Here is a 20,419-nt window from a genome sequence, read left to right as displayed (position 1 = left end):
GCTTGTCCCGGCCATCCACGTCCTGTTCACTCACGCCTGAAAGAACGTGGATGCCCGGGCCTTCGCCTCGCCGAAGCGGCTTCGGCCGCGCAGGCGGGACAAGGCCGGGCATGACGACCGGATGCTTCCTTGCCCCGCAGCTTCGACACGCCTCTCCCGATCGATGCCGTGCTCGACGATTTGTCGCGCACGCTGGAGGCCAATAACGCCGCCGTCCTGGTCGCGCCGCCGGGCGCCGGCAAGACCACGCGGGTGCCGCTGGCCTTGCTCGATGCGCCCTGGGCCAAGGACAAGAAGATCATCGTGCTGGAGCCGCGCCGTATCGCGGCGCGCGCGAGCGCCGACCGCATGGCCAAATCCCTCGGCGAGCGCGCCGGCGAAACCGTCGGGTACCGCGTCCGCTTCGGTTCGAAGATCTCGCGCGCCACACGCATCGAGGTGGTGACCGAGGGCATCTTCACCCGCCAGATCCTCGACGATCCCGAACTCTCCGGCGTTGCCGCGATCCTGTTCGACGAATTCCACGAACGCTCGCTTGATGCCGATCTCGGCCTCGCGCTGGCGCGCGATGCGCAGACCGGCTTGCGCGAAGACCTGCGCATCCTGGTGATGTCGGCGACGCTCGACGGTGCGCGGGTGGCAAGGCTGCTCGGCGATGCCCCCGTCGTCGAAAGCGAGGGCCGTGCGTTTCCGGTCGAGACGCGCTATCTCGGCCGCAAGGCGGACGCGCCGATCGAACGGCAGATGGCGGATGCGATCGCGTCCGCGCTGCGCGCCGACAGCGGCTCGGTGCTGGCGTTCCTGCCCGGTGCCGCCGAGATCCGCCGCACCCAGAATTTTTTGGCTGAGCGCGTGCAGGACGCCTCCGTCGAGATCGTGCCACTGTTCGGCGCGCTCGATGCCGCCGTGCAGGATCGCGCGATCGCGCCGGCCCCCAAGGGCACGCGCAAGGTGGTGCTGGCGACCTCGATCGCGGAGACCTCGCTCACCATCGAGGGGGTGCGCATCGTCGTCGATTCCGGTCTCGCCCGCGTGCCGCGCTACGAGCCCGACATCGGCCTGACGCGGCTCGAGACCGTGCGCGCCTCGCGCGCGGCGGTGGACCAGCGCCGTGGCCGCGCCGGCCGCACCGAGCCCGGCGTCTGCTACCGGCTCTGGGACGAGCCGCAGACCACCTCGCTCGCGCCGTACACTCAGCCGGAAATCCTCAGTGCCGACCTGTCCTCGCTGGTGCTCGATCTTGCGCAATGGGGTGTCAGCGATCCCGCGGCCCTGGCGTTCCTCGATCAGCCGCCGCAGCCGGCCTGGAAGGAAGCCAAGAGCCTGCTGGCCGAGCTCAACGCGCTCGACGGCGACGGCCGCATCACCGCGGAAGGCAAGAGCCTGCGCGCGCTGGCGCTGCCGCCGCGGCTGGCACGCATGATCGTGGATTCGCATCGCGCCGGCGAGGGCGAGGCCGCCGCCGAGATCGCGGCCATCATCACCGAGCGCGGCCTTGGCGGCGATAGCGTCGATCTCGAGCACCGGCGCGACCAGTTCCGCCGCGACCGCTCGCCGCGCGCGGCAAGCGCGCGCGATCTCGCGCGCCGCTGGGCTTCGCAGGTCGCTGCGTCGGAGAAGGTGGCGCAGCAGGAGGAGCTTTCAACCGGCCTGATGCTCGCCTATGCATTCCCGGACCGCGTCGCGCGCAATCGCGGCAATGGCAGCTTCGTGCTGGCCAACGGGCGCGGCGCCTCTGTCGAGCAGACCTCCTCGCTCGCCCGCGCGTCTTACATCGCGGTCGGCGAGATGACCGGGACGGCGGCGAGCGGACGCATCCTGCTCGCTGCACAAATCACCGAGGATGAGATCGAGCGGCATTTCGCCGACCATATCGAGACCGCCGACGAGATCTCGTTCGATCGCGGCGCGATGGCGCTGCGCGCGCGGCGCAAGCGCGTGCTGCACGCGATTACGCTGTCCGAGGCAACGCTTTCAGTGTCGCCCTCGGAGGACACCGCGCGCATCTTCGCAGATGGCCTGATCGCAGCGGGCCTCGACCGGCTGCCCTGGTCGAAGGCTGCCAAGCAATGGCGCGACCGCGTGATGTTTCTGCGCAAGGCCGAAGGCGACAGCTGGCCCGATCTGTCCGACGACGGCCTGATCGCGCGGCGCGACGGCTGGCTCGTGCCGGCGCTCTACGACAAGATCGCGCTCAAGGACATCTCCGCGGGCGATCTCTCCGATGCCCTGATGGCGCTATTGCCGTGGCAGATGCGCGCGCGGCTCGATCGCGAGGCGCCGACCCATTTCGAGGCGCCGACCGGCACCATGCTCGCGATCGATTACGAGGCCGAGCAGGGGCCGACCATCGCGGTCCGGCTGCAGGAATTGTTCGGCCTCAACACCCATCCCTCGATCGCCGCCGGCAAGGTGCCGCTGGTTCTGGAATTGCTGTCGCCGGCCCAGCGTCCGGTGCAGGTGACACGCGATCTGCCCGGCTTCTGGCGCGGCAGCTACGCCGCCGTCCGCTCCGACCTGCGCGGCCGCTATCCGCGTCACCCCTGGCCCGACGATCCCGCGAGCGCCGTGCCGACAAGGCGGGCGAAGCCGCGCGGGACGTGAGAACTCGCGACCGGCATTAACCCTCCGCTCATCCTTTTCGTCAAAATGACAGTCGCCACGGCGTGCCCTCGCTCGCGGTCGGCCTTGTCGCGTGATGAAATCGAGCTCTCGGCTCGGAAGTGGTGTGATGCGTAACATTATGATCATCGCGGCCGTCATGATCGGCCTCGGCACCTTCATGGCGCAGATGGCTGACAAGATGAGCTCGGCTTCCGCCACGTCAGTGCCGCGCACGACGGTCGCAGTCGCGGCCACAGCGCCGGCCGGCCGTAGCCTGGCCATCTCCCGCGACGGTCGCGGTCATTTCCAGACCGAGGGCCGCATTGACGGCCAGCGCATCGGCTTCATGATCGATACCGGCGCGTCCGTCGTTGCGCTCAACGAGACCTCGGCCGCCCGCTTTGGTCTCCGTCCCTCGCGCGGCGACTACAACGCCACCGTCTCGACCGCCAACGGCACCATCAAGGCCGCGCGCACCCGCATCGCCATGCTCGAGGTCGGCGGCCTCATCGTGCGCGACGTCGATGCCATGGTGCTGCCGGACGAGGCGCTGTCGGAGAACCTGCTCGGCCTCTCCTTCCTGTCCCGCCTAAAGCGTTTTGAGTACGCGAACGGGCAGATGGTGCTGGAGCAGTAAAGGCACGCCCGCGTGATCCCGCGGTCGATTTCAAGGGAATAATATCATTGCTCTGGCCGCCCCGGCGGTAACGTTTCTTCGTTACCAAACTGCCGCAATTATCGGCCATAAGCCTTCATTCCCGCCTTTCGCTGTGGTTTGGCATTCGCTAAGCCTGCAGCAAATCCTGCCCCCTTTTTTCACGAGACAGTCGCAATGTTCCCGAAGCCGAAATCCGTATTGTTGCCCAACACCTACGCCTTCGAATCCGAGCCGATGGTGAAGCCGACGGGCTTTCGCGAATACGACGCGCGCTGGTTGTTCCAGAAGGAAATCAACCTGATGGGTGTGCAGGCGCTCGGCATGGGGCTGGGCGCGCTGATCGCCGAGCTCGGCGTCCGTCAGGAGATCGTCACCGGCCACGATTTCCGCGGCTACTCGGCCTCGATCAAATACGCGCTGATCTCCGGCCTGATGGCGGCGGGCTGCAAGGTGCACGACATCGGCCTTGCGGTGACGCCGATGGCCTATTTCGCGCAGTTCGATCTCGACGTGCCCGCTGTCGCGATGGTCACGGCCTCGCACAACGACAATGGCTGGACCGGCGTGAAGATGGGCGCCAACCGCCCGCTGACCTTCGGCCCCGACGAGATGACGCGGCTGAAGGAGATCGTTCTGAACGCGGAATTCAAAAACAAGGCCGGCGGCTCCTACCAGTTCCACGAGAATTATCCGGCGCGCTACATCGCCGACCTCACCTCTCGTCCGAAGCTGACGCGCAAGCTCAAGGTGGTCGCGGCCTGCGGCAACGGCACTGCCGGCGCCTTCGCGCCGCAGGTACTGGAAGCGATCGGTTGCGAGGTGATCCCGCTCGACACCGAGCTCGACCACACCTTCCCGAAATACAACCCGAATCCGGAAGACATGGAGATGCTGCACGCGATCCGGGACGCGGTGCTGCATCACAAGGCCGATGTCGGCCTCGGCTTCGACGGTGACGGCGACCGCTGCGGCGTCGTCGACAACACCGGCGAGGAGATCTTTGCCGACAAGGTCGGCGTGATGCTGGCGCGCGACATGTCGGCGATCCACAAGGACGCGCAGTTCATCGTCGACGTGAAATCGACCGGCCTGTTCGTCACCGATCCCGTGCTGCAGAAGCAGGGCGCGAAGACCGCCTATTGGAAGACCGGTCATTCCTACATGAAGCGCCGCACCAACGAGACCGGCGCTCTCGCGGGCTTCGAGAAGTCCGGCCACTTCTTCTTCAATAAGCCCTATGGCCGCGGCTATGACGACGGCCTGGTCTCGGCGATCGCGATCTGCGACATGCTCGACCGCGCACCGGGCAAGTCGATGGCCGATTTGAAGAACGCGCTGCCGAAGACCTGGTCGTCGCCGACGATGTCGCCGCACTGCGCCGACGAGGTCAAATACGGCGTCATCGACAAGGTGGTGAAGCACTTCGAGGGCTTGCAGGCGGAGGGTGCGAAGATCGGCGGCCAGGCGATCCGCGATCTCGTCACCGTCAACGGCGTGCGCGTCACGGTGGAGGACGGCAGCTGGGGCCTGGTGCGGGCTTCCTCGAACAAGCCCGAGCTCGTCGTCGTGGTCGAGAGTCCGGTCTCCGAGCAGCGCATGCACGACATGTTCGAGATGGTGAACAGCGTGCTGCGCACGCATCCCGAAGTCGGCGAGTACAATCAGAAGATCTGAGCGCCAACGCGCTCAGCCTCCCGGCGGACCGAACAGCGCGCGGAGCTTCGCGCCCGCGCCGCGCGCCCGCCAGGCGTCGCCCGGCATCGCGATCCATTCGCCAAGCGCGATCCGGATCGGGTTGACGGACGGTGTGCGGCCGACAAGGCCGAAGCGCAGCGGCTGATCGCTGGGCTGTTCGGCAAACGTGCCGAACAGGCGGTCGAATACGATCAGGATGCCGCCGTAATTCTTGTCGAGGCATGGCGCGTTGCAGGCATGATGCACGCGATGATGGCTCGGCGTGTTGAGCACCCATTCGAGCATGCCCAGCCGGGGCGCGAAGTTGCTGTGGATGAAGAACTGGTAGAGCAGGTTGGTCCCGAGCATCGTCACGATCGCCAGCGGATGGAAGCCGATCAGCGCCAGCGGCAGGAAGAACAGAAAGTTGCCCGAGATGTTGCCGGTCCAGCCGAGCCGGATCGCCGCCGTCAGATTCAGCCGGGTCGTCGAGTGATGCACCGCATGGGTCGCCCACATCCAGCGGATCCGATGTGAGGCGCGATGTTGCCAATAGTACAGAAACTCGCTGCCCAGGAATAATCCCGCCAGCGCGAGCGGGCCGGTCTGTGCAAAGTCGAACAGCCGGTGTTCGTACAGGAATGCGAACGGCAGCGCGAGAGTTCCGGCCTCGACCGCGCGCAGCAGATTCTGTCCGAAAGCTACGCCGAACGATGCGGCGCTCTCGCGCCAGTCGTGAGTGTCGTGATGCGCAAGCCGGCCGATGCCGTATTCGAGCAGCATCAGGCCGATCGCCGTGACCAGGATGATGCGCCGTAGCGTCGGATCGAGCAGCAGAGAGGCATAAGCCATGACGCCCTCCTATTTCGGAGCGACGGCACTGTTCCTCAGCGTCTGCGCACGGGGCAGCGCTCGTGCACAGGCCGAGGTGAGCTGGCCGGCGTGAGATTGCAGGCAGGCCAGGATGCGCCCGCCACCCGGCGCGACACCGCTGCAGAGGCTTTCATGGTCGGTGCGGCAGGCCTGCATGACGCTGCGCGCTTCGCTGCGCATTTGCGGCGTGATCTGCGTTTGCAGCTGGCTTTGGGCGAGGGCGGGCGTCGAGGCGCCGAGGGCGGCGACGGTCGCGGCTCGCGTCAGGACACGGAAAAAAATCGGGAGGGCCATGTTGATCCTTTCTGATTCGACGAGATCGCCGTCGCCGCGCGGGGCGAACGCGGCGACGGCTGCGCGGCGTCAGCGCGAGACCGTGCCGGTGCGGGTGTAGGTGTTGCCGGCCGGGCCCGTGCGGGTGACGCTGCGCGTGCAGCTTCCGTTGGCGCAGCTTCCCATCGCGGTGACATGGGACGTACCGCGCGGCCCGGTCGCCGTCGCCCATCGCGTCCAGGCATTGGCGTCGGCCGCAGCGGCAACCGACAGAGTGCCGAGGACGAGGGAGGTGAGGAAGAACTTGGTCATGGTCGTCATCTCCTTTTGGCGGGCTGCCGTGAGCGGAGCCATGGGGAGGAGACTGGGGCCGCAGCGTCAGCGTCGCATTGCCGGGACGAAACGATTGTTATGGCTTTGTCGGCGCCGTGTAACACTATGTAACAACGACGCCGCTGCCCTTGCGCGGCACAAGCGATCGTCCACAATGCGGCGATGAACCCACATTCGGCCACGATTCTCATGGTGGAGGACGATCCCGAGATCAGCCGTCTCGTCGCCGACTTCATGCAACGCGAGGGGTTCGAGGTCGTCTGCGTCGCCGACGGCAAGGCAATGGATTCTGTGCTCCAGCGCCTGCGGCCCGACCTCGTCATCCTCGACTTGATGCTGCCGGGTGAGGACGGGCTTTCGATCTGCCGCCGCTTGCGCGCCGATGATTCCATCCCGATCCTGATGCTCACGGCCAAGAGCGACGAGATCGATCGCGTGGTCGGCCTCGAGATGGGGGCGGACGATTACCTGACGAAGCCGTTCGGGCCGCGCGAGCTGCTTGCGCGCGTTCGCGCCATTCTGCGCCGCGCCAGCGGGGTGCCGGCCAAGCCGCTGGTCCGGCGTTTTGCGTTCGACCGCTTCGTGATCGATCTCGATGCGCGCAGTGTCGCGACGACGGAGGCCGAGGCGCCGGAGCTGCAATTGACCAGCGCCGAGTTCGATCTGCTCGGCTGCTTCGTCCAGCGGCCGCGACGGGTGCTCACGCGCGACCAGATTCTCGACTGGACCCGCGGACGTTCCGCCGAGCCGTTCGACCGCACCGTCGACATGCTGATCTCGCGGCTGCGCCGCAAGCTCGATGCAGCCAGCCCCGGATCCAACCTGATCAGCACGGTGCGCAACGGTGGCTATCTGTTCACCGCGTCGGTCAAGCAGGTGTCGTGATGCTGCGCGTGACGCTGGCCGCGCGGCTCGCCCTGATCGGACTGGTGGGATTTATCCTCGTGAGTACGGTGGCGGTCGCGATCTTCTATCGGACGACCCTCCGCGAAAACGAGCTGACACGACCTTCGCCCGCGCGTCTCGATGCGCTGGCCGGCCTTCTGGAGCGAACGGACGCCGGTTCACGGCAGGCTGTGCTCGATGCGGTGTCTTCGCCGCAATTCATGGTGCGCATCCTGCCTTCGGGCACGCCGGTCGACGGAGAAACCCCGCACCAGCAGCAGGAACTGCGCGACACCTACGCAGCCGGCCTTGCCGGCCGCCCCATTGAGATCGTGCCGCCACCCGGTCATCGGGGCGCCCGGGTATTTCCCCGCCTCGCGCGGCTGATGGCCAATGCGGTCGAATTCCGGATCGGCCTGCGCAGCGGAGAGTTGCTGATCATCGATGCCTACACCCGCCTGCCGGTCACTCCGTTCGGCCTGCCCGTCGGCTTCGGCGCAGGCCTGTTCGGGTCGGTCGTGGCGCTGCTGGCGCTGCTCGTCATGCAGCGCGAGACGCGGCCGCTGGCTCGGCTGGCCGCCGCCGTCGATCGCGTCGACCTGTCGGCCGATCCGCCGCCGCTGCCGCAGGCGCGCCGCAGCGCGCCGGAGATCCGTGCCGTCATCGCCGCATTCAACCGCCTCCAGGGCCGGCTTGCCGAGATGCTGCGCGCGCGCATGACGCTGGTTGGCGGCATCGCCCACGACGTCAGAACGTTTGCGACACGGCTGCGGCTGCGGGTCGAACACATCCCCGATGACGCCGAGCGGCGACGGGCGATTGCCGATATCGATGACATGATCCGGCTGCTCGACGATGCATTGCTGTCGACGCGTGCGGGCGCCGGTGGATTGTCCCGGGAAATGGTCGAGCTCGCCGCGCTGCTGGAGGGCGATGTTCACGACCGCCGCGTTCAGGGCGCCGCGGTCGATCTGGTCGTGGACGAGCCTGCGCGCAATCTCGTCGTCCTCGGCGACCGGCTCGCCCTGCGGCGGGTCTTCGCCAACATCATCGACAATGCGCTCGCCTATGGCCATGCCGCGCATGTGCGTGCGGCCGAGAAGGACGGTGCCATCCTGGTGTCGATCGACGATGAGGGGCCAGGCATTGCCTTGGATCAGCGTCAGACCGTGCTGGAGCCGTTCCACCGGGTGGAGAAGTCGCGCAATCGTGCAACTGGCGGGGCCGGCCTTGGTCTCGCGGTGGTTCGTAACCTGGTCGAGGCCCACGGCGGAACGATCGAGATCGTCGCGGCCCCGGGCGGAGGCACGCGCGTCAACGTCACTCTGCCCGTCTTCCAGCCGGCTTGAAGTGTGTGCCTGCGAACTGAAGACCGCTTCGCGCGACGAAAATGCGTCAGAGCAGCATCCGGCCTCAACCCGCCACCACCGCCGGAATCGGCAGGGCGGTGACCGATTTGATCTTCTCCATCGCGAAACGCGAGGTGACGTTCTTCAGCGGCACGGCGCTGATCAGCTTCTTGTAAAACACGTCATAGGCCTGCATGTCCGCGACCACGACGCGCAGCATGTAGTCGACGTCGCCGGCCATGCGATAGAACTCCATCACCTCCGGCATGGCGCTGACGGCCTCCGCGAACCGCTTCAGCCAGGCATCCGAATGGTCGGAGCTCTCGACCGACACGAACACGGAGATGCCGAGCCCGATCTTGTTCTGGTCGACGAGGGCGACGCGCTTGATGATCACACCGTCGGCCTCCAGGCGCTGGATGCGCTTCCAGCAGGGGGTCGAGGACAGGCCGACACGATCGCCGATCTCGGCAACGGAGAGGGAGGCGTCCTCCTGGAGGACCATCAGGATCTTGCGGTCGATGGCGTCGAGGCGGCGGCTGGTCTCGGGGATCTGGACGACGACATCAGTCATTTGAAGAACTTTGTTCCATTTCAGGGGCTGATTTCCCTGATATAGAGAAAATCCTTCCACGGCAAGCCCATAATCTTGGCGCCGCAGTGGCATAGCTCTACCGGCGCTCGCGCAAAAACTCTTCCACTTCAATGCGTTGCGGGGCGGCCAGGCCGCCGCCATGGCGGGTGCATTTCAGCGCTGCGGCGGCTGCGGCGAATCGCATCGCCTCCCTTACGTCCTTGCCCTCGGCGAGGCCGAGCGCGAACGCGCCATGGAAGACGTCGCCGGCACCCAGCGTATCGACCGCCTGGACCGGGAACGCCGGCGCCTCTTCCAGCGCGCCCGCCGGGTTCAGCCAGATCGTGCCGCGCGGGCCCCGGGTGGCCGCGAGGAAGGCGGGCGTCAGCTCGGCGAGGCGCTTCAACGCCGCGCCGTCGTCGGCGATGCCAGCCGTCTCCTGCAGCTGGGCGCTGGCGAACAGCAGATGCGAAGCGGCCGTGAGCAGGCCGTCCTGCTGCGTCATCGCGCGGTCGACGCCGACGATGACGGGAACGCCGCGCCGGCGAGCCTCGGCGCAAAGCGAGGTTGCGAACGCCGCGCAGCGGCTTTCGACCAGCACCGCCCGACAATCGGCCAGCAAAGCGTCGGCCTCGGGCAGCTTCACGGTCCACAAGGCGGGATCGCGATAGATGGTGAGCGTCCGCTCGCCCGAGGGCTCGATCATGATCGCCGAAACCGGCGTGGTCAGGCCCGGCATGCGCAGGATGTGCGTGGTGTCGATGCCCTCCTGCGCCATCTGCGCGAGGATGAAAGCGCTCGACGTCTCCCGCACATCGCCCATGGGACCTGCGAACGCGATGCGGCCGCCAAGTCGCGCTATCGCTATGGCAGCGTTGAGCGCATTGCCGCCGCAGATCTCGGCGAGATGGCTGGCGTTCGCCTTGCTGCCGCGTTCGGGAAGGGCCTCGACGCGCAGGATGAGGTCGCGCACCGGCATGCCGATGCAGAGGATGCGCGGCACGATCCCGGTCATCGTCGGCCTCGGCTCAGCCGCTGCTCTTGTCGTGCACCCAGCGGCCGAGCAGATGATGAGCGATGGCGAAGGGATGCGGACCGGCGAGCCCGTCCGGATGCGTCCGCGTCAGCATCAGGGCTGCCTCATCGCGCGTGAACCAGCGCGCGTCCTCGAGCTCGGCGCGATCGACCACGATGTCCTCGCTCACGGCCTGCGCGCTGCAGCCGATCATCAGCGACGACGGATACGGCCAGGGCTGGGTCATGTAATATTGCACGTCGGTGCAGCGAATACCCGATTCTTCCAGGATCTCGCGGCGCACCGCGTCCTCGATGGTCTCGGCCGCCTCGACGAAGCCGGCGAGGCAGGAATACATCCCCGCCGGAAACTGCTTCTGGCGTCCGAGCAGGCACTTGTCGCCGGAGGCGACCAGCATGATCACGACCGGATCGGTGCGCGGAAAATGCTCGGCCTTGCAGGCCGGGCAGTCGCGCTTCCAGCCGCCTTCCTTCATGCTGGTGCGTGCGCCGCAATTGGCGCAATAGCCGTGGCGCTGATGCCAGCCCACCATCGACTTCGCCATCGCCACGGCCGAGAGCTCCTCGGGCGGGATCGCGCCCTGCATCGCCATGCCGCGCAGCTCGGTCACGGTGTAGTCCTCGCGGCCGACCAGCTTCTCGGCGGCGGCCTGCGACAGGCCCATGCCGAACACGGCCGCACCGTCGCGAAGCCCGAGGAACACCGTGCCGGGATTGGCGCCGCATTTCAGCGCTTCGTCGATTCCGAGCAGCGCGCGCACCTTGTCGCCGTCGCGCTTCACCAGCAGCGAGTCGCGATAGACCACATAGGCGCGCGAGGACGGCTTCTGCTCCAGCGCGAACAGCTTTTCGTCGTCGCGGCGCAGATGCGCGGCGCGGTCGAGGACGTTGTTGACGAAGGCCGGCTGCCCCAGCGGAAATGCGTCGAATGCTGACATTATTGTTCTTTCAACCCAACCAGATCTTGCGGCGAAGCGCGCTGATGAAATTCTGAACCTCCGCGGCGTCATGCGCCAATGGCGGCATCACGCCCCACACCGGCCGCGGCCAGGCGGCGTCACTGGTCCGGCGCGCGATGATGTGGACGTGCAGCTGCGGCACGAGGTTGCCGAGCGCGGCGATGTTGAGCTTGTCGCATTTGGTGATCTCCTTGAGCGCGCGCGAGACGCGGGAGATCTCCGTCATCAGCTGCGCCTGCTGCACCTCGTCGAGATCGATGATCTCGACCGCATCCACCCGCCGCGGCACCAGCAGCAGCCAGGGGTAATGCGCGTCCTTGATGACCAGCACCTTCGACAGCGGCAGATCGCCGATATCGATGGTGTCCTCTTTCAGGCGGGAGTGCAGCGACCAGGCGGGCTCGGGCATATGCGTTTCCGGACGGCCCGATGAGATCGGGCTTGTTGCGCCCGACCATACGATAGGGCGTTAGCGAGGGGAAGGTTGGCAACTGCATACACGCTCGTCGTCCCGGACAAGCGCGCCCAAAGCGCGCGCCGATCCGGGACCCATAACCACAGGGAGTGGTTTGACGAAGACTCGGGGTTGCCGGCTTGCGCCGCAACTCAACCCTGTGATTATGGGTCCCGGGTCTGCGCTGACGCTTGCCCGGGACGACGGCCGAGTTTGTGGCATCGCCGTCGCTTAGATCGACACAACCTACGCCTCCGCGATCACCCTTGCATTGGCGCGGACCGAGGCTTCGCTGACGCGAATGCCGAGGCCGGGGCCGTCGGGCACGACGACATGACCCGCGCGGTTGGCGACACGCTCCTCCAGCACGTCCTCGGTGAGCACGTGGTGCGGCATGTAGAATTCGCAGCCGAGCGAGATGCCTGATGTCGCGGCGATCAGCTGCGTGCCGGCGGCAAGGCCAATGCCGCCCTCCCACAGCGTGCCGCCATAGCCGGGCAGGCCCGCGATGTCGGCGATCGCCATGATCGCCTGCGCCTCGAACAGGCCGCCGGCCTTCATCAGCTTGATCGAGACGGCGTCGGCCGCTTCGCACCGCACCACCTCCATCATGTCGCGGCGATCGAAACAGCTTTCGTCGGCCAGCACCGGCGTTTCCAATGCCGCGGTGAGCTGCGCCATGACGTCGAGATATTTGCGTGGCACCGGCTGCTCGATGAAGGTCGGCGCGAATTCCTCGACATCGCGCAGGATCTTGATGGCGCCGAACGGTGCCAGCGCCTGGTTGTAATCGACGCGCAGGTCGACTTTGTCGCCGAATTCTTTGCGGATTGCTGCGAGATGATCGAGGTCCTCGCGGTGCGGCTTTACGCCGGTCTTGACCTTGTAGATGATATTGCCGTCCGGAACCATTTTCCGCATGCGCTCGAGATCGGCGGAAAAATCCGGATCGGCGATCGAGAAGGAAAGGGGGATGGTGTCGCGCACGCGGCCGCCGAGCAGGTCGGCGACCGAGAGCCCCGACGATTTGCCGACGATGTCGAGCAGCGCCATCTCGATGGCGACTTTTGCTTCGGCATGGCCGACCAGCGCACGGTCGAGCTCGGCCATCAACGCACGAATCCGGCGTACGGGTTTGCCGGTTACGATCGGGCGCAGATAGATGTCGAGCGCGGCGAACGCGGCTTCCGGCGTTCCCGTAAACACTTCCCACGGCGCCGCCTCGCCCCAGCCGATCACGCCGTCGCTCGACGTCAGCTCGATCAGCACGCGTTTCACGGTGCCCTTGACATTGCCGACGCCTTGCAGGCGCGCCATCTTGATCGGGCTCTCGATCAGGAACAGCCTGAGACGTTCGATGGTCGCTTCGGTCATGTCAGGCCTCCATTGACGTGCCCGATCTGGCCTGTGACGTAGGATGCTTTGGGAGATGCCAGGAAGGCGATGATCTCGGCCACTTCCTCCGGCCGCCCGCGGCGGCGCATCGGGATCAGCGCTTCGGTCGCGGCGATCTGCTCGGGTGACAGCCGGCTCTCGCTCGGTCTGTCCTTGACGATGAGGCCCGGCGCCACCGCATTGACGGTGATGCCCTCGCTCGCGAGCTCGACCGAGGTGAGGCGCACCAAGGCTTCCAGCGCGGCGCGGCTCGCGGCCGTCGCCGCGAAGGGCGCAAATTCAGGGCGGATCGCGTGTGCGACGAAGGACGATACGGCCACGATCCGTGCATCGCGCCCAGCACGAAGGTGCGGAAGCGCAAGCTTGACGAAACGAGTGAAGGCGAGAGCGGATTCGTCCATCGCCTGCATGAATTGATCGGCGGGCGTGCCGATCGCGCTGCCGCGGCGGGCGTGGCCTCCAATCAGGATCAATCCGTCAAGCCGGCCGAAATCGAGATGCGCAGTCGCGCATGCCAACGTCAGGGCTGCTTCGTTGGCGAGATCGCCGAGGCACGTTGCAACGGCCGCGCCGCAGGCTTGCGCCTCCGCCGCGGTGGCCTTGAGCCCGTCCTCGTTGGAACGTGTGTGCAGCACGAGCCCGATGCCGGGCGCCGCGAGCAGCTTTGCTGTGGCGCGGCCGATGCCGCTGGCGGCGCCGGTGACGAGATAGACGCGATTGATGTCGGACATCATGGTACTGCATTGGCCGGCGGCAAGGCGCCGCTGCGGTGGAAATGGCTGAGGAAGGTACGCGTCGCGGCCTCCTGCGGATTGTCGATCACCTGCCGCGCCGGACCTTCCTCGACCACGATACCATCGCGCATGAAAATGAGGCGGTCGGCGACCTCGCGGGCGAACGCGATCTCGTGAGTCACGATCACCATGGTCATGCCCTCGGACGCGAGTTGCTGGATCACGTTCAGGACCTCGCCGACCAATTCAGGATCGAGCGCCGACGTTGCTTCGTCGAACAGCATCACGTCAGGCTCCATCGCGAGCGCCCGCGCGATCGCGACGCGCTGCTTCTGGCCGCCGGACAGCGTCGCCGGATATTGATCGGCCTTCTCCGCCAGCCCCACTTTTGCGAGTTGGGCACGCGCGAGCGTCTCGGCGTCTGTCTTGGCCATGCGCCGCACCGTGATCGGGCCCTCCATCACGTTCTGCAGCGTCGTCATGTGCGGGAACAGGTTGAAGTGCTGAAACACCATTCCCGTGGTGGCGCGGAACGCGGCCAGGGTCTTCACGTCGGGCAGCTTCGAGCCGTCGCCGAACGCAAAACGCGTGTCGCCGACGCGGACGCTGCCACCGTCGGGCACGACCAGGAGATTGATGCAGCGGAGCAGCGTCGATTTGCCCGAGCCCGACGGCCCGATCAGCGCCACGACGCCGCCCTTAGCGACGTCGAGATTGATGTTCTTGAGGACCGCGTTGCTGCCGAAGCTCTTGCGAAGGCCGCGGATCTCGATTTTCGGCGTCTCGCTCATTCGCTCACCGCTAGTTGCTTCTCGCCGCGGCGGACGATGATGGTGAGTGGAATCAGGATCGCCGCATAGGCGACCGCGACCGCGGTGTAGGTCTCCAGCGGCCGGTAGCTATCATGGGCGGCGACCTGGCTCTGGTAGACGAGGTCGGGCACTGCGAGCACCGAGACCAGCGAGGTGTTCTTGAACTGGATGATTGACTGGTTCATCAGCGCCGGAATCATGCGCTTGATCGCCTGCGGCAGCACGATCCGCCGCATGGTTTGGCTCGGCGTCATGCCGAGCGCGGCGCCGGCCTCGGACTGGCCGCGGTCGATCGAGACGATGCCGCCGCGGATGATCTCCGAATAGAACGAGCCGCCATAGAGCGAGAGCGCCAGCGCCGAAGCCGTGATCGGCGTCATCTCGACGCCGGCGAGGATCGGCAGCGCGTAATAGAACCAGATCAGCTGCACCAGGATCGGCGTGCAGCGGAACACTTCGATGAAGGCGAGGGCACCGAGGCGCAACGTCCTGAAGCGCGACAGGCTGCCGAACGCCCCGAGCAGCCCGAACAGCAGTCCGCACACCACGATGACGATCGTGAAGCCGACCGTGACGCCGAGCCCGTTGAGAAAGAGCCAGCGATAGCTCCAGAGGATGCCGAAGTCCCACTGATACATGCGTGTCTTACTCGTCGTGGGTGCGGTTTTGCACCGTCGTTCCGGGGCGATGCGAAGCATCGAACTCTGGTGCGCTATGGCGCACCTGAGAACCTCGAGATTCCAGGTTCGCCCTTCGCGAGCCCCGGAATGAACAGTGGAAGCTTACAGCGACACGCCCGGCGGAATGTCCGCTTCCGTCACGCCCACCAGCTCCATATTCGTGATGATAGCGTTGCGGATGAAGCCAAGGCCTTTGTTGAAATCGATCCAGGTGTTGACGTAATCGCGCCACGTTTTGTCGGCCTCGCGGCGGAAGCCGGCATTCGAGGTGGTGGCGAAAATTGGCGTCGGCAGCACGAGCTGGCCGAGCGAGGGGTTCTTCTTCAGCACGGTCAGCGACAGCATGGTGATCAGGCACTGCGCGTCGACGCGGCCGGTCTGCAGCGCGGCGGTGGCATCGTCGGCAGTCTTCAATCGCGTGATCTGGGCCTTCGGCGTCAGGCGGCTGACGACCTGGTCGTGCGAGGAGCCCTGGTCGACCGCGATCTTGATCTCGGGCGAGTTCAATTCGGCCCAGCTCTTCGGCTTGAAGTCCTTCTTGCAGAGGATGGCGAAGGCGTTGTTGAAGACCGGCACCGAGAAATCGATCACCAGCGCGCGCTTCGGCGTCGGGTTAAGGCCGAAAAAGATGTCGATCTTGTTGGCTTGCAGGTCGAGCACCGAATTGCCCCAGGTGGTCTCGGTGATCTCGAGCTCGGCCTCCATGTCGTCGGCCAGCCCCTTGGCGATGTCGATGTAGAAGCCCTTCCACTGGCCGCTGGAAAGATCCTTCATGTAGTAGGGCGCGCCGCCGCCGACGGCGCCGATCCGAATCTTCTTGGTCCGGCGGATGCGGGCGAAGGTCGATTCGCTGGGATCAGCGGTTTGGGCCACGGCCGGGGCTGCCAACGTGGCTGCGGCTACCGCGCCAAATCCGACAATCGATGCAACATCACGACGTGTAACCATTGGGATCAATCGCTTTTCTGGTTGGATGGAGTTCCGCGAAGGTTCTTAGCAAGGTGGTGGCAGCAGAGAAAGCACAGCCTATCGGCTGGGCAGGTCCGAAATTGCCCGGATGCTGAGCAAAGCCAAGCCCGTTCGAGCCGATACGCGCTTGCTTTCCGCTCCTTTTGGCCCCAAATAGGGACCGGGAGATTGGCGGTGGACGAGCCACTCGCCAACCGGGTCAGGTCCGGAAGGAAGCAGCCCTAACGAGGTCCGGATCGGGTCGCTCGTCAGTCTCCTACCTGTTTTTCGAGCGAACCAGCGCCGGCGGCACCAGCCGCCAGCGCGCTCCTTTCCGCAAAAGCCGGCCAAGAGACATTTCATTGCGGATCGACCGATGACCGACGCTGGCGCCCCTCCCAATCCCGATAGCGCCGGCCAGGCCGGCAACGCGCCCTACCGGGTGCTGGCGCGCAAATACCGTCCCTCCTCATTTGACGACCTGATCGGCCAGGAGGCCGTGGTCCGCACCGTCTCCAATGCGTTCGAGACCGGGCGCATTCCGCAGGCCTGGATTCTCACCGGCGTCCGCGGCGTCGGCAAGACCACCACCGCGCGCATTCTCGCCCGTGCCCTCAACTATGAGATGCCGGATGGATCGGTGAAGGGGCCGACCATCCACATGCCGTCCCTGGGCGTGCATTGCCAGGCGATCATGGAAAGCCGGCACATGGACGTGCTGGAGATGGACGCGGCCTCGCATACCGGCGTCGACGACGTCCGCCAGATCAATGACAGCGTGCGTTATGCCCCGGCCAGCGCGCGCTACAAGGTCTACATCATCGACGAAGTCCACATGCTGTCGACGGCGGCGTTCAACGCCTTCCTGAAGACGCTGGAGGAGCCGCCGGAGCACGCCAAATTCGTGTTCGCGACCACCGAGATTCGCAAGGTTCCGGTCACCGTGCTGTCGCGCTGCCAGCGCTTCGACCTGCGCCGCGTCGAGGCCGACGTGCTGATGAAGCACCTCGCCAACATCGCGGCCAAGGAGAGTGTCGAGATCGAGCCGGAGGCGCTCGGCATCATCGCCCGCGCCGCGGAGGGCTCGGTGCGCGATTCGCTGTCGCTGCTCGATCAGGCGATCGCGCATGCGGCCGGAGCCGTGAAGGCCGATGCGGTCAGGCAGATGCTGGGCCTTGCCGACCGCACCCGCGTCATCGACCTGTTCGAGTCGCTGGCGCGCGGCGACATCGCGTCCGCCTTCAAGGAGTTCCGCGACCAGTACGATGTCGGCGCCGATCCCATCGTCGTGCTCTCCGACCTCGCCGAATTCGTCAATTTCGTCACCCGTGTGAAGGTCATTCCGGCGACCGCCGACAACGTCGCTTATGGCGAAACCGAGCGGGTGCGCGCCAAGGAGTTCGCCTCGAAGATCTCGATGCGCGTGCTGTCGCGGATGTGGCAGATGCTGCTCAAGGGCATCGCCGAGGTGCAGGCCGCAACCCGCCCGGCAGCCGCGGCCGAAATGGTTCTGGTGCGCATCGCCTATGTCGCCGACCTGCCGACGCCCGACGAAGCGATCAAAATGCTGGAACAGAACGGCGGCGGCTCGCCTGTCGTGAACGGCGGCAGTGCCGCGCGCAGCAGCGCTCCGGCCGCGCCGATGGCATCCGCAGCGCCGATATCCGCGCCCGTGCGGATGCCGACAGCGTCGCCATCAGCGTTTGCCGGTGGCGCCCGACCGCAGATGGCGGCGCCCGCGCCGGATCCACACGGGGCGGCACCCCAGCTGCGGATCACGAGCTTCACCCAGCTCGTCGCGCTCGCCGGCCAGAAGCGCGACCTCCTGACCAAGGGCGCGCTCGAAGGCGACATGCGTCTCGTTCGTTTCGAGGAGGGCCGGCTCGAAGTCGCGCTCGAGCCCAATGCCTCCAAGACCATGATCTCGGAGCTTGCGAAGAAGTTCGAGCTGTGGACCGGCCGCCGCTGGACCGTGATCGTCTCGAACGAACAGGGTCAGCCGACGCTGCGCTCGGTGAACCAGGCCGCCAAGCAGGAGCATGCCCGTACCGCGGAAGCCGATCCGCGCGTGCAGGAGGTGCTGTCGCGTTTTCCCGGCGCCAAGGTCGTCGAGGTCCGCAGGCTTGCCCCCGAGACGCCGGAAACCAATATTAACGTCGACTATGGCACCGACGATCCGCTTGATAGTTCCGACGGCGACGATCTCTGAGCCAATCTTTTCCAAGGACACGCACCGATGGCTGATTTTCTCGGCATGATGAAGCAGGCGGCGCAGCTGCAATCCAAGATGCAGGAGATGCAGGACCAGCTCGCCAACGTCGAGGTCGAAGGCATCTCCGGCGGCGGCCTCGTCGCCGTGCGCATGACTGCGAAGATGGACGTCAAGGGCATCAAGATCGATCCGTCGCTGATGAAGGCGGAGGAGCGCGAGGTGCTGGAAGACCTGCTCGTCACCGCCTTCGGTGATGCGCGCCGCAAGGCCGAGACCGCCATGCAGGAGAAGATGCAGGCCCTCACCGGCGGGCTCGGCCTGCCGCCGGGGTTGTTCGGCCAGTAAGATGGGTGCCGTTGCAGGTCCTGAGATCGAGCGGCTGGTCCAGCTGCTGGCGCGGCTGCCCGGCCTCGGCCCGCGCTCGGCGCGGCGCGCGGCGCTGCACCTGATCAAGAAGCGCGAAGCGCTGATGATGCCGTTGTCGTCGGCCCTCCAGGTCGCACTCGACAAGGTCGAGGTGTGCAAGACCTGCGGCAACATCGACACGCAAAATCCCTGCACCGTCTGCACCGATCCGAAACGCGATCCCGCCATCATCGTCGTCGTCGCCGACGTCGCCGACCTCTGGGCGCTGGAGCGCGCCAATGCCACCCAGGGGCGTTATCATGTGCTCGGCGCGACATTGTCGCCGCTCGACGGCGTCGGCCCGCAGGACCTCACCATCGACGCGCTCGTCGCGCGCGCCCATGATTCGCAGGTGCACGAGATCATCTTGGCCCTGAATGCGACGGTGGACGGCCAAACCACCGCGCATTACATCACTGACCTGCTTCAGGACGCCAATGTGAAGGTGACGCGGCTCGCCCATGGGGTTCCCGTCGGCGGCGAGCTTGATTATCTCGACGAAGGTACGCTATCGGCTGCGATGCGGCAGCGCACCCTGTTCTAGAGCGTTTTCGAGCGAAGTGGATACCGGTTCGCGTGAAGAAAACGCGTCAAAACAAGAATCCCCATCCAGACTTTCCACGGAACGGACGACATGACGAAACTTTTCGCCACACGCTTCGCTTTGGTCGCGACGATGCTGATGCTGGTGACCCCGGCCATCTCCGCGCAGCAGGCCGACGAGGCGCCGCCGCCGTCCAAGCCCGGCAAGCCGATCAACAATGGCGACGTGCTCTCCGGCGAGCTCAACGCGATGAAGGTGCGCGACGCCAAGAATGGCAAGCGCGTGGCGACCTACCAGATCACCTCGGAACCGCGCCGCCTGCCGCCGCCGAACGGGCTGTGCAATCTCGAAACCGGCCCCGAGACGTTCCAGCTCGTCACCGCCAGCGACGCGCAGGCCGCGCAGCTGAAATCCTTCGTCGGCAAGGAGATCTCAGTGAAGGTGGACGAAGTCGCCTGCGCCAGCGATCCCGGCCAGATGAGCGAAGCCGTCATCACCAAGTGGAGCATCATCAGGAAGCAGTAGGGGCGATTTGGCGGGGCCGGCGATGAGCACCTCTCCTTGATCTCCGGTTGTGTGTCGCGCATAGTGCAAGCGATCTAACCCTGGGAGAGCTCAGCTGTGCGTGAAATCGCCCTTGCGGTCCTGCTGGTGGCCGGCGCAACTCCTTGGCCGGTCTCGGCCGCGCCGGACGCTGCGTCTTATCCGACCGCCGCAGCTGCCCTCGAGGCGCTGCGCGCCAAGCCGGGGGTGAAGACGTCCGTTCGATCCGGCTGGACGGTGATCGAGGACAGCGCCACGCTGAGCCTGTGGTCGTTTCCACCTTCGGGGCACCCGGCCTATCCGGCGGCCATTCAGCGCCGCGTCGTGCAGGAAGGAAGCGAAATCGTCATCCGGATGAACGTGCTGTGCGAGGCATCCAGGACCGCTTGCGATGGGCTGGTTGCTGATTTCGAGGCGCTCAACGGACGCATTAGAAAAGAGATGCAGCGCTGAAGCATGATCCGCGTTGCGCCTT

The 20,419-nt window shown here is 66.0% G+C and carries 22 protein-coding genes and 1 other RNA gene; 11 read left to right on the top strand and 12 right to left on the bottom strand.

What is annotated here, in order from left to right; translation table 11 throughout:
- Positions 1 to 129: 129 nt before the first annotated feature.
- The 3 genes from hrpB to HZZ13_RS13520 all read left to right on the top strand — a co-directional run bounded on the left by hrpB (position 130) and on the right by HZZ13_RS13520 (position 4,936).
- A complete protein-coding gene (gene hrpB, locus HZZ13_RS13530) occupies positions 130 to 2,604 on the top strand; it encodes an ATP-dependent helicase HrpB (RefSeq protein ID WP_197960068.1) in 2,475 nt (824 codons plus the stop codon).
- Between the two features lie 127 nt (positions 2,605 to 2,731).
- Complete coding sequence (locus HZZ13_RS13525; protein ID WP_197960067.1) at positions 2,732 to 3,241, top strand: TIGR02281 family clan AA aspartic protease; 510 nt, start codon at positions 2,732 to 2,734, stop codon at positions 3,239 to 3,241.
- A gap of 195 nt (positions 3,242 to 3,436) precedes the next feature.
- Positions 3,437 to 4,936: a phosphomannomutase/phosphoglucomutase gene (locus HZZ13_RS13520; RefSeq protein WP_197960066.1), complete on the top strand. Its 1,500-nt coding sequence runs from the start codon at positions 3,437 to 3,439 to the stop codon at positions 4,934 to 4,936.
- A 12-nt stretch (positions 4,937 to 4,948) separates the two neighbouring features.
- Here the strand turns inward: HZZ13_RS13520 and HZZ13_RS13515 are convergent, their stop codons facing one another.
- The 3 genes from HZZ13_RS13515 to HZZ13_RS13505 form a co-directional block, all read right to left on the bottom strand.
- A complete protein-coding gene (locus tag HZZ13_RS13515; protein ID WP_197960065.1) occupies positions 4,949 to 5,788 on the bottom strand; it encodes a sterol desaturase family protein in 840 nt (279 codons plus the stop codon).
- A gap of 9 nt (positions 5,789 to 5,797) precedes the next feature.
- Positions 5,798 to 6,103 carry a cysteine rich repeat-containing protein gene (locus HZZ13_RS13510; protein WP_197960064.1) on the bottom strand — a complete coding sequence of 102 codons (306 nt, stop codon included), beginning with the start codon at positions 6,101 to 6,103 and terminating at the stop codon, positions 5,798 to 5,800.
- A gap of 69 nt (positions 6,104 to 6,172) precedes the next feature.
- Complete coding sequence (locus HZZ13_RS13505; RefSeq protein WP_197960063.1) at positions 6,173 to 6,394, bottom strand: hypothetical protein; 222 nt, start codon at positions 6,392 to 6,394, stop codon at positions 6,173 to 6,175.
- A 183-nt stretch (positions 6,395 to 6,577) separates the two neighbouring features.
- Between HZZ13_RS13505 and HZZ13_RS13500 the strand changes: the two genes are divergently transcribed.
- Both HZZ13_RS13500 and HZZ13_RS13495 read left to right on the top strand, forming a co-directional pair.
- Positions 6,578 to 7,300, top strand: a complete 723-nt coding sequence (locus HZZ13_RS13500) for a response regulator (RefSeq protein WP_197960062.1) — start codon at positions 6,578 to 6,580, stop codon at positions 7,298 to 7,300.
- Positions 7,300 to 8,649, top strand: a complete 1,350-nt coding sequence (locus HZZ13_RS13495) for a sensor histidine kinase (RefSeq protein ID WP_197960061.1) — start codon at positions 7,300 to 7,302, stop codon at positions 8,647 to 8,649. Before HZZ13_RS13500 ends, HZZ13_RS13495 begins: the two co-directional genes overlap by 1 nt.
- Positions 8,650 to 8,713: 64 nt before the next feature.
- Here HZZ13_RS13495 and HZZ13_RS13490 read toward each other — a convergent pair whose 3' ends face one another.
- From HZZ13_RS13490 to HZZ13_RS13450, 9 genes are all read right to left on the bottom strand, one after another.
- Positions 8,714 to 9,223 (bottom strand): Lrp/AsnC family transcriptional regulator, encoded by a 510-nt coding sequence (locus tag HZZ13_RS13490; RefSeq protein ID WP_197960060.1) that lies wholly within the window; start codon positions 9,221 to 9,223, stop codon positions 8,714 to 8,716.
- Positions 9,224 to 9,320: 97 nt separating this feature from the next.
- Positions 9,321 to 10,238 carry a sugar kinase gene (locus tag HZZ13_RS13485; protein WP_197960059.1) on the bottom strand — a complete coding sequence of 306 codons (918 nt, stop codon included), beginning with the start codon at positions 10,236 to 10,238 and terminating at the stop codon, positions 9,321 to 9,323.
- A gap of 13 nt (positions 10,239 to 10,251) precedes the next feature.
- On the bottom strand, positions 10,252 to 11,196 hold the full coding sequence (gene nudC, locus HZZ13_RS13480) for an NAD(+) diphosphatase (RefSeq protein WP_197960058.1): 945 nt from the start codon (positions 11,194 to 11,196) through the stop codon (positions 10,252 to 10,254).
- A 10-nt stretch (positions 11,197 to 11,206) separates the two neighbouring features.
- Positions 11,207 to 11,626: an HIT domain-containing protein gene (locus tag HZZ13_RS13475; RefSeq protein WP_100236798.1), complete on the bottom strand. Its 420-nt coding sequence runs from the start codon at positions 11,624 to 11,626 to the stop codon at positions 11,207 to 11,209.
- A 291-nt stretch (positions 11,627 to 11,917) separates the two neighbouring features.
- On the bottom strand, positions 11,918 to 13,045 hold the full coding sequence (locus tag HZZ13_RS13470; RefSeq protein ID WP_197960057.1) for a muconate cycloisomerase family protein: 1,128 nt from the start codon (positions 13,043 to 13,045) through the stop codon (positions 11,918 to 11,920).
- Positions 13,042 to 13,797 carry an SDR family NAD(P)-dependent oxidoreductase gene (locus HZZ13_RS13465; RefSeq protein WP_197960056.1) on the bottom strand — a complete coding sequence of 252 codons (756 nt, stop codon included), beginning with the start codon at positions 13,795 to 13,797 and terminating at the stop codon, positions 13,042 to 13,044. Before HZZ13_RS13465 ends, HZZ13_RS13470 begins: the two co-directional genes overlap by 4 nt.
- Positions 13,797 to 14,591 carry an amino acid ABC transporter ATP-binding protein gene (locus HZZ13_RS13460; RefSeq protein ID WP_197960055.1) on the bottom strand — a complete coding sequence of 265 codons (795 nt, stop codon included), beginning with the start codon at positions 14,589 to 14,591 and terminating at the stop codon, positions 13,797 to 13,799. The genes HZZ13_RS13465 and HZZ13_RS13460 overlap by 1 nt, the downstream gene beginning before the upstream one ends.
- Entirely contained in the window at positions 14,588 to 15,250 is a 663-nt protein-coding gene (locus HZZ13_RS13455; RefSeq protein WP_197960054.1) for an amino acid ABC transporter permease, read from the bottom strand. Before HZZ13_RS13455 ends, HZZ13_RS13460 begins: the two co-directional genes overlap by 4 nt.
- 144 nt (positions 15,251 to 15,394) lie before the next feature.
- A complete protein-coding gene (locus tag HZZ13_RS13450; RefSeq protein ID WP_197960053.1) occupies positions 15,395 to 16,240 on the bottom strand; it encodes a transporter substrate-binding domain-containing protein in 846 nt (281 codons plus the stop codon).
- A 184-nt stretch (positions 16,241 to 16,424) separates the two neighbouring features.
- Between HZZ13_RS13450 and ffs the strand changes: the two genes are divergently transcribed.
- From ffs to HZZ13_RS13420, 6 genes are all read left to right on the top strand, one after another.
- Positions 16,425 to 16,521: signal recognition particle sRNA small type (ffs, locus tag HZZ13_RS13445), an RNA gene on the top strand.
- A 95-nt stretch (positions 16,522 to 16,616) separates the two neighbouring features.
- A complete protein-coding gene (locus HZZ13_RS13440) occupies positions 16,617 to 18,449 on the top strand; it encodes a DNA polymerase III subunit gamma/tau (protein ID WP_197960052.1) in 1,833 nt (610 codons plus the stop codon).
- A gap of 27 nt (positions 18,450 to 18,476) precedes the next feature.
- Positions 18,477 to 18,797 (top strand): YbaB/EbfC family nucleoid-associated protein, encoded by a 321-nt coding sequence (locus HZZ13_RS13435; RefSeq protein ID WP_128930882.1) that lies wholly within the window; start codon positions 18,477 to 18,479, stop codon positions 18,795 to 18,797.
- A gap of 1 nt (position 18,798) precedes the next feature.
- Positions 18,799 to 19,401, top strand: a complete 603-nt coding sequence (recR, locus tag HZZ13_RS13430) for a recombination mediator RecR (RefSeq protein WP_197960051.1) — start codon at positions 18,799 to 18,801, stop codon at positions 19,399 to 19,401.
- 90 nt (positions 19,402 to 19,491) lie between these two features.
- Positions 19,492 to 19,926, top strand: coding sequence for a hypothetical protein (locus HZZ13_RS13425; RefSeq protein ID WP_197960050.1), 435 nt, complete (start codon positions 19,492 to 19,494; stop codon positions 19,924 to 19,926).
- Positions 19,927 to 20,022: 96 nt separating this feature from the next.
- Entirely contained in the window at positions 20,023 to 20,397 is a 375-nt protein-coding gene (locus HZZ13_RS13420) for a hypothetical protein (protein WP_197960049.1), read from the top strand.
- Positions 20,398 to 20,419 lie beyond the last annotated feature (22 nt).

Source organism: Bradyrhizobium agreste (assembly GCF_016031625.1).
Taxonomy (GTDB): Bacteria; Pseudomonadota; Alphaproteobacteria; order Rhizobiales; family Xanthobacteraceae; genus Bradyrhizobium; species Bradyrhizobium agreste.
Note: the sequence above shows the minus strand (reverse complement) of the source record. Positions and strands in the feature narration are given on the sequence as shown.

Excerpts from the sequence above, each read along its gene's own strand:
- HZZ13_RS13525 (WP_197960067.1), top strand. The coding sequence starts at position 2,732 with ATGCGTAACATTATGATCATCGCGGCCGTCATGATCGGCCTCGGCACC.
- HZZ13_RS13520 (WP_197960066.1), top strand. The coding sequence starts at position 3,437 with ATGTTCCCGAAGCCGAAATCCGTATTGTTGCCCAACACCTACGCCTTC.
- HZZ13_RS13515 (WP_197960065.1), bottom strand. The coding sequence starts at position 5,788 with ATGGCTTATGCCTCTCTGCTGCTCGATCCGACGCTACGGCGCATCATC.
- HZZ13_RS13510 (WP_197960064.1), bottom strand. The coding sequence starts at position 6,103 with ATGGCCCTCCCGATTTTTTTCCGTGTCCTGACGCGAGCCGCGACCGTC.
- HZZ13_RS13505 (WP_197960063.1), bottom strand. The coding sequence starts at position 6,394 with ATGACCAAGTTCTTCCTCACCTCCCTCGTCCTCGGCACTCTGTCGGTT.
- HZZ13_RS13500 (WP_197960062.1), top strand. The coding sequence starts at position 6,578 with ATGAACCCACATTCGGCCACGATTCTCATGGTGGAGGACGATCCCGAG.
- HZZ13_RS13495 (WP_197960061.1), top strand. The coding sequence starts at position 7,300 with ATGCTGCGCGTGACGCTGGCCGCGCGGCTCGCCCTGATCGGACTGGTG.
- HZZ13_RS13490 (WP_197960060.1), bottom strand. The coding sequence starts at position 9,223 with ATGACTGATGTCGTCGTCCAGATCCCCGAGACCAGCCGCCGCCTCGAC.
- HZZ13_RS13485 (WP_197960059.1), bottom strand. The coding sequence starts at position 10,238 with ATGACCGGGATCGTGCCGCGCATCCTCTGCATCGGCATGCCGGTGCGC.
- nudC (WP_197960058.1), bottom strand. The coding sequence starts at position 11,196 with ATGTCAGCATTCGACGCATTTCCGCTGGGGCAGCCGGCCTTCGTCAAC.
- HZZ13_RS13475 (WP_100236798.1), bottom strand. The coding sequence starts at position 11,626 with ATGCCCGAGCCCGCCTGGTCGCTGCACTCCCGCCTGAAAGAGGACACC.
- HZZ13_RS13470 (WP_197960057.1), bottom strand. The coding sequence starts at position 13,045 with ATGACCGAAGCGACCATCGAACGTCTCAGGCTGTTCCTGATCGAGAGC.
- HZZ13_RS13465 (WP_197960056.1), bottom strand. The coding sequence starts at position 13,797 with ATGTCCGACATCAATCGCGTCTATCTCGTCACCGGCGCCGCCAGCGGC.
- HZZ13_RS13460 (WP_197960055.1), bottom strand. The coding sequence starts at position 14,591 with ATGAGCGAGACGCCGAAAATCGAGATCCGCGGCCTTCGCAAGAGCTTC.
- HZZ13_RS13455 (WP_197960054.1), bottom strand. The coding sequence starts at position 15,250 with ATGTATCAGTGGGACTTCGGCATCCTCTGGAGCTATCGCTGGCTCTTT.
- HZZ13_RS13450 (WP_197960053.1), bottom strand. The coding sequence starts at position 16,240 with ATGGTTACACGTCGTGATGTTGCATCGATTGTCGGATTTGGCGCGGTA.
- HZZ13_RS13440 (WP_197960052.1), top strand. The coding sequence starts at position 16,617 with ATGACCGACGCTGGCGCCCCTCCCAATCCCGATAGCGCCGGCCAGGCC.
- HZZ13_RS13435 (WP_128930882.1), top strand. The coding sequence starts at position 18,477 with ATGGCTGATTTTCTCGGCATGATGAAGCAGGCGGCGCAGCTGCAATCC.
- recR (WP_197960051.1), top strand. The coding sequence starts at position 18,799 with ATGGGTGCCGTTGCAGGTCCTGAGATCGAGCGGCTGGTCCAGCTGCTG.
- HZZ13_RS13425 (WP_197960050.1), top strand. The coding sequence starts at position 19,492 with ATGACGAAACTTTTCGCCACACGCTTCGCTTTGGTCGCGACGATGCTG.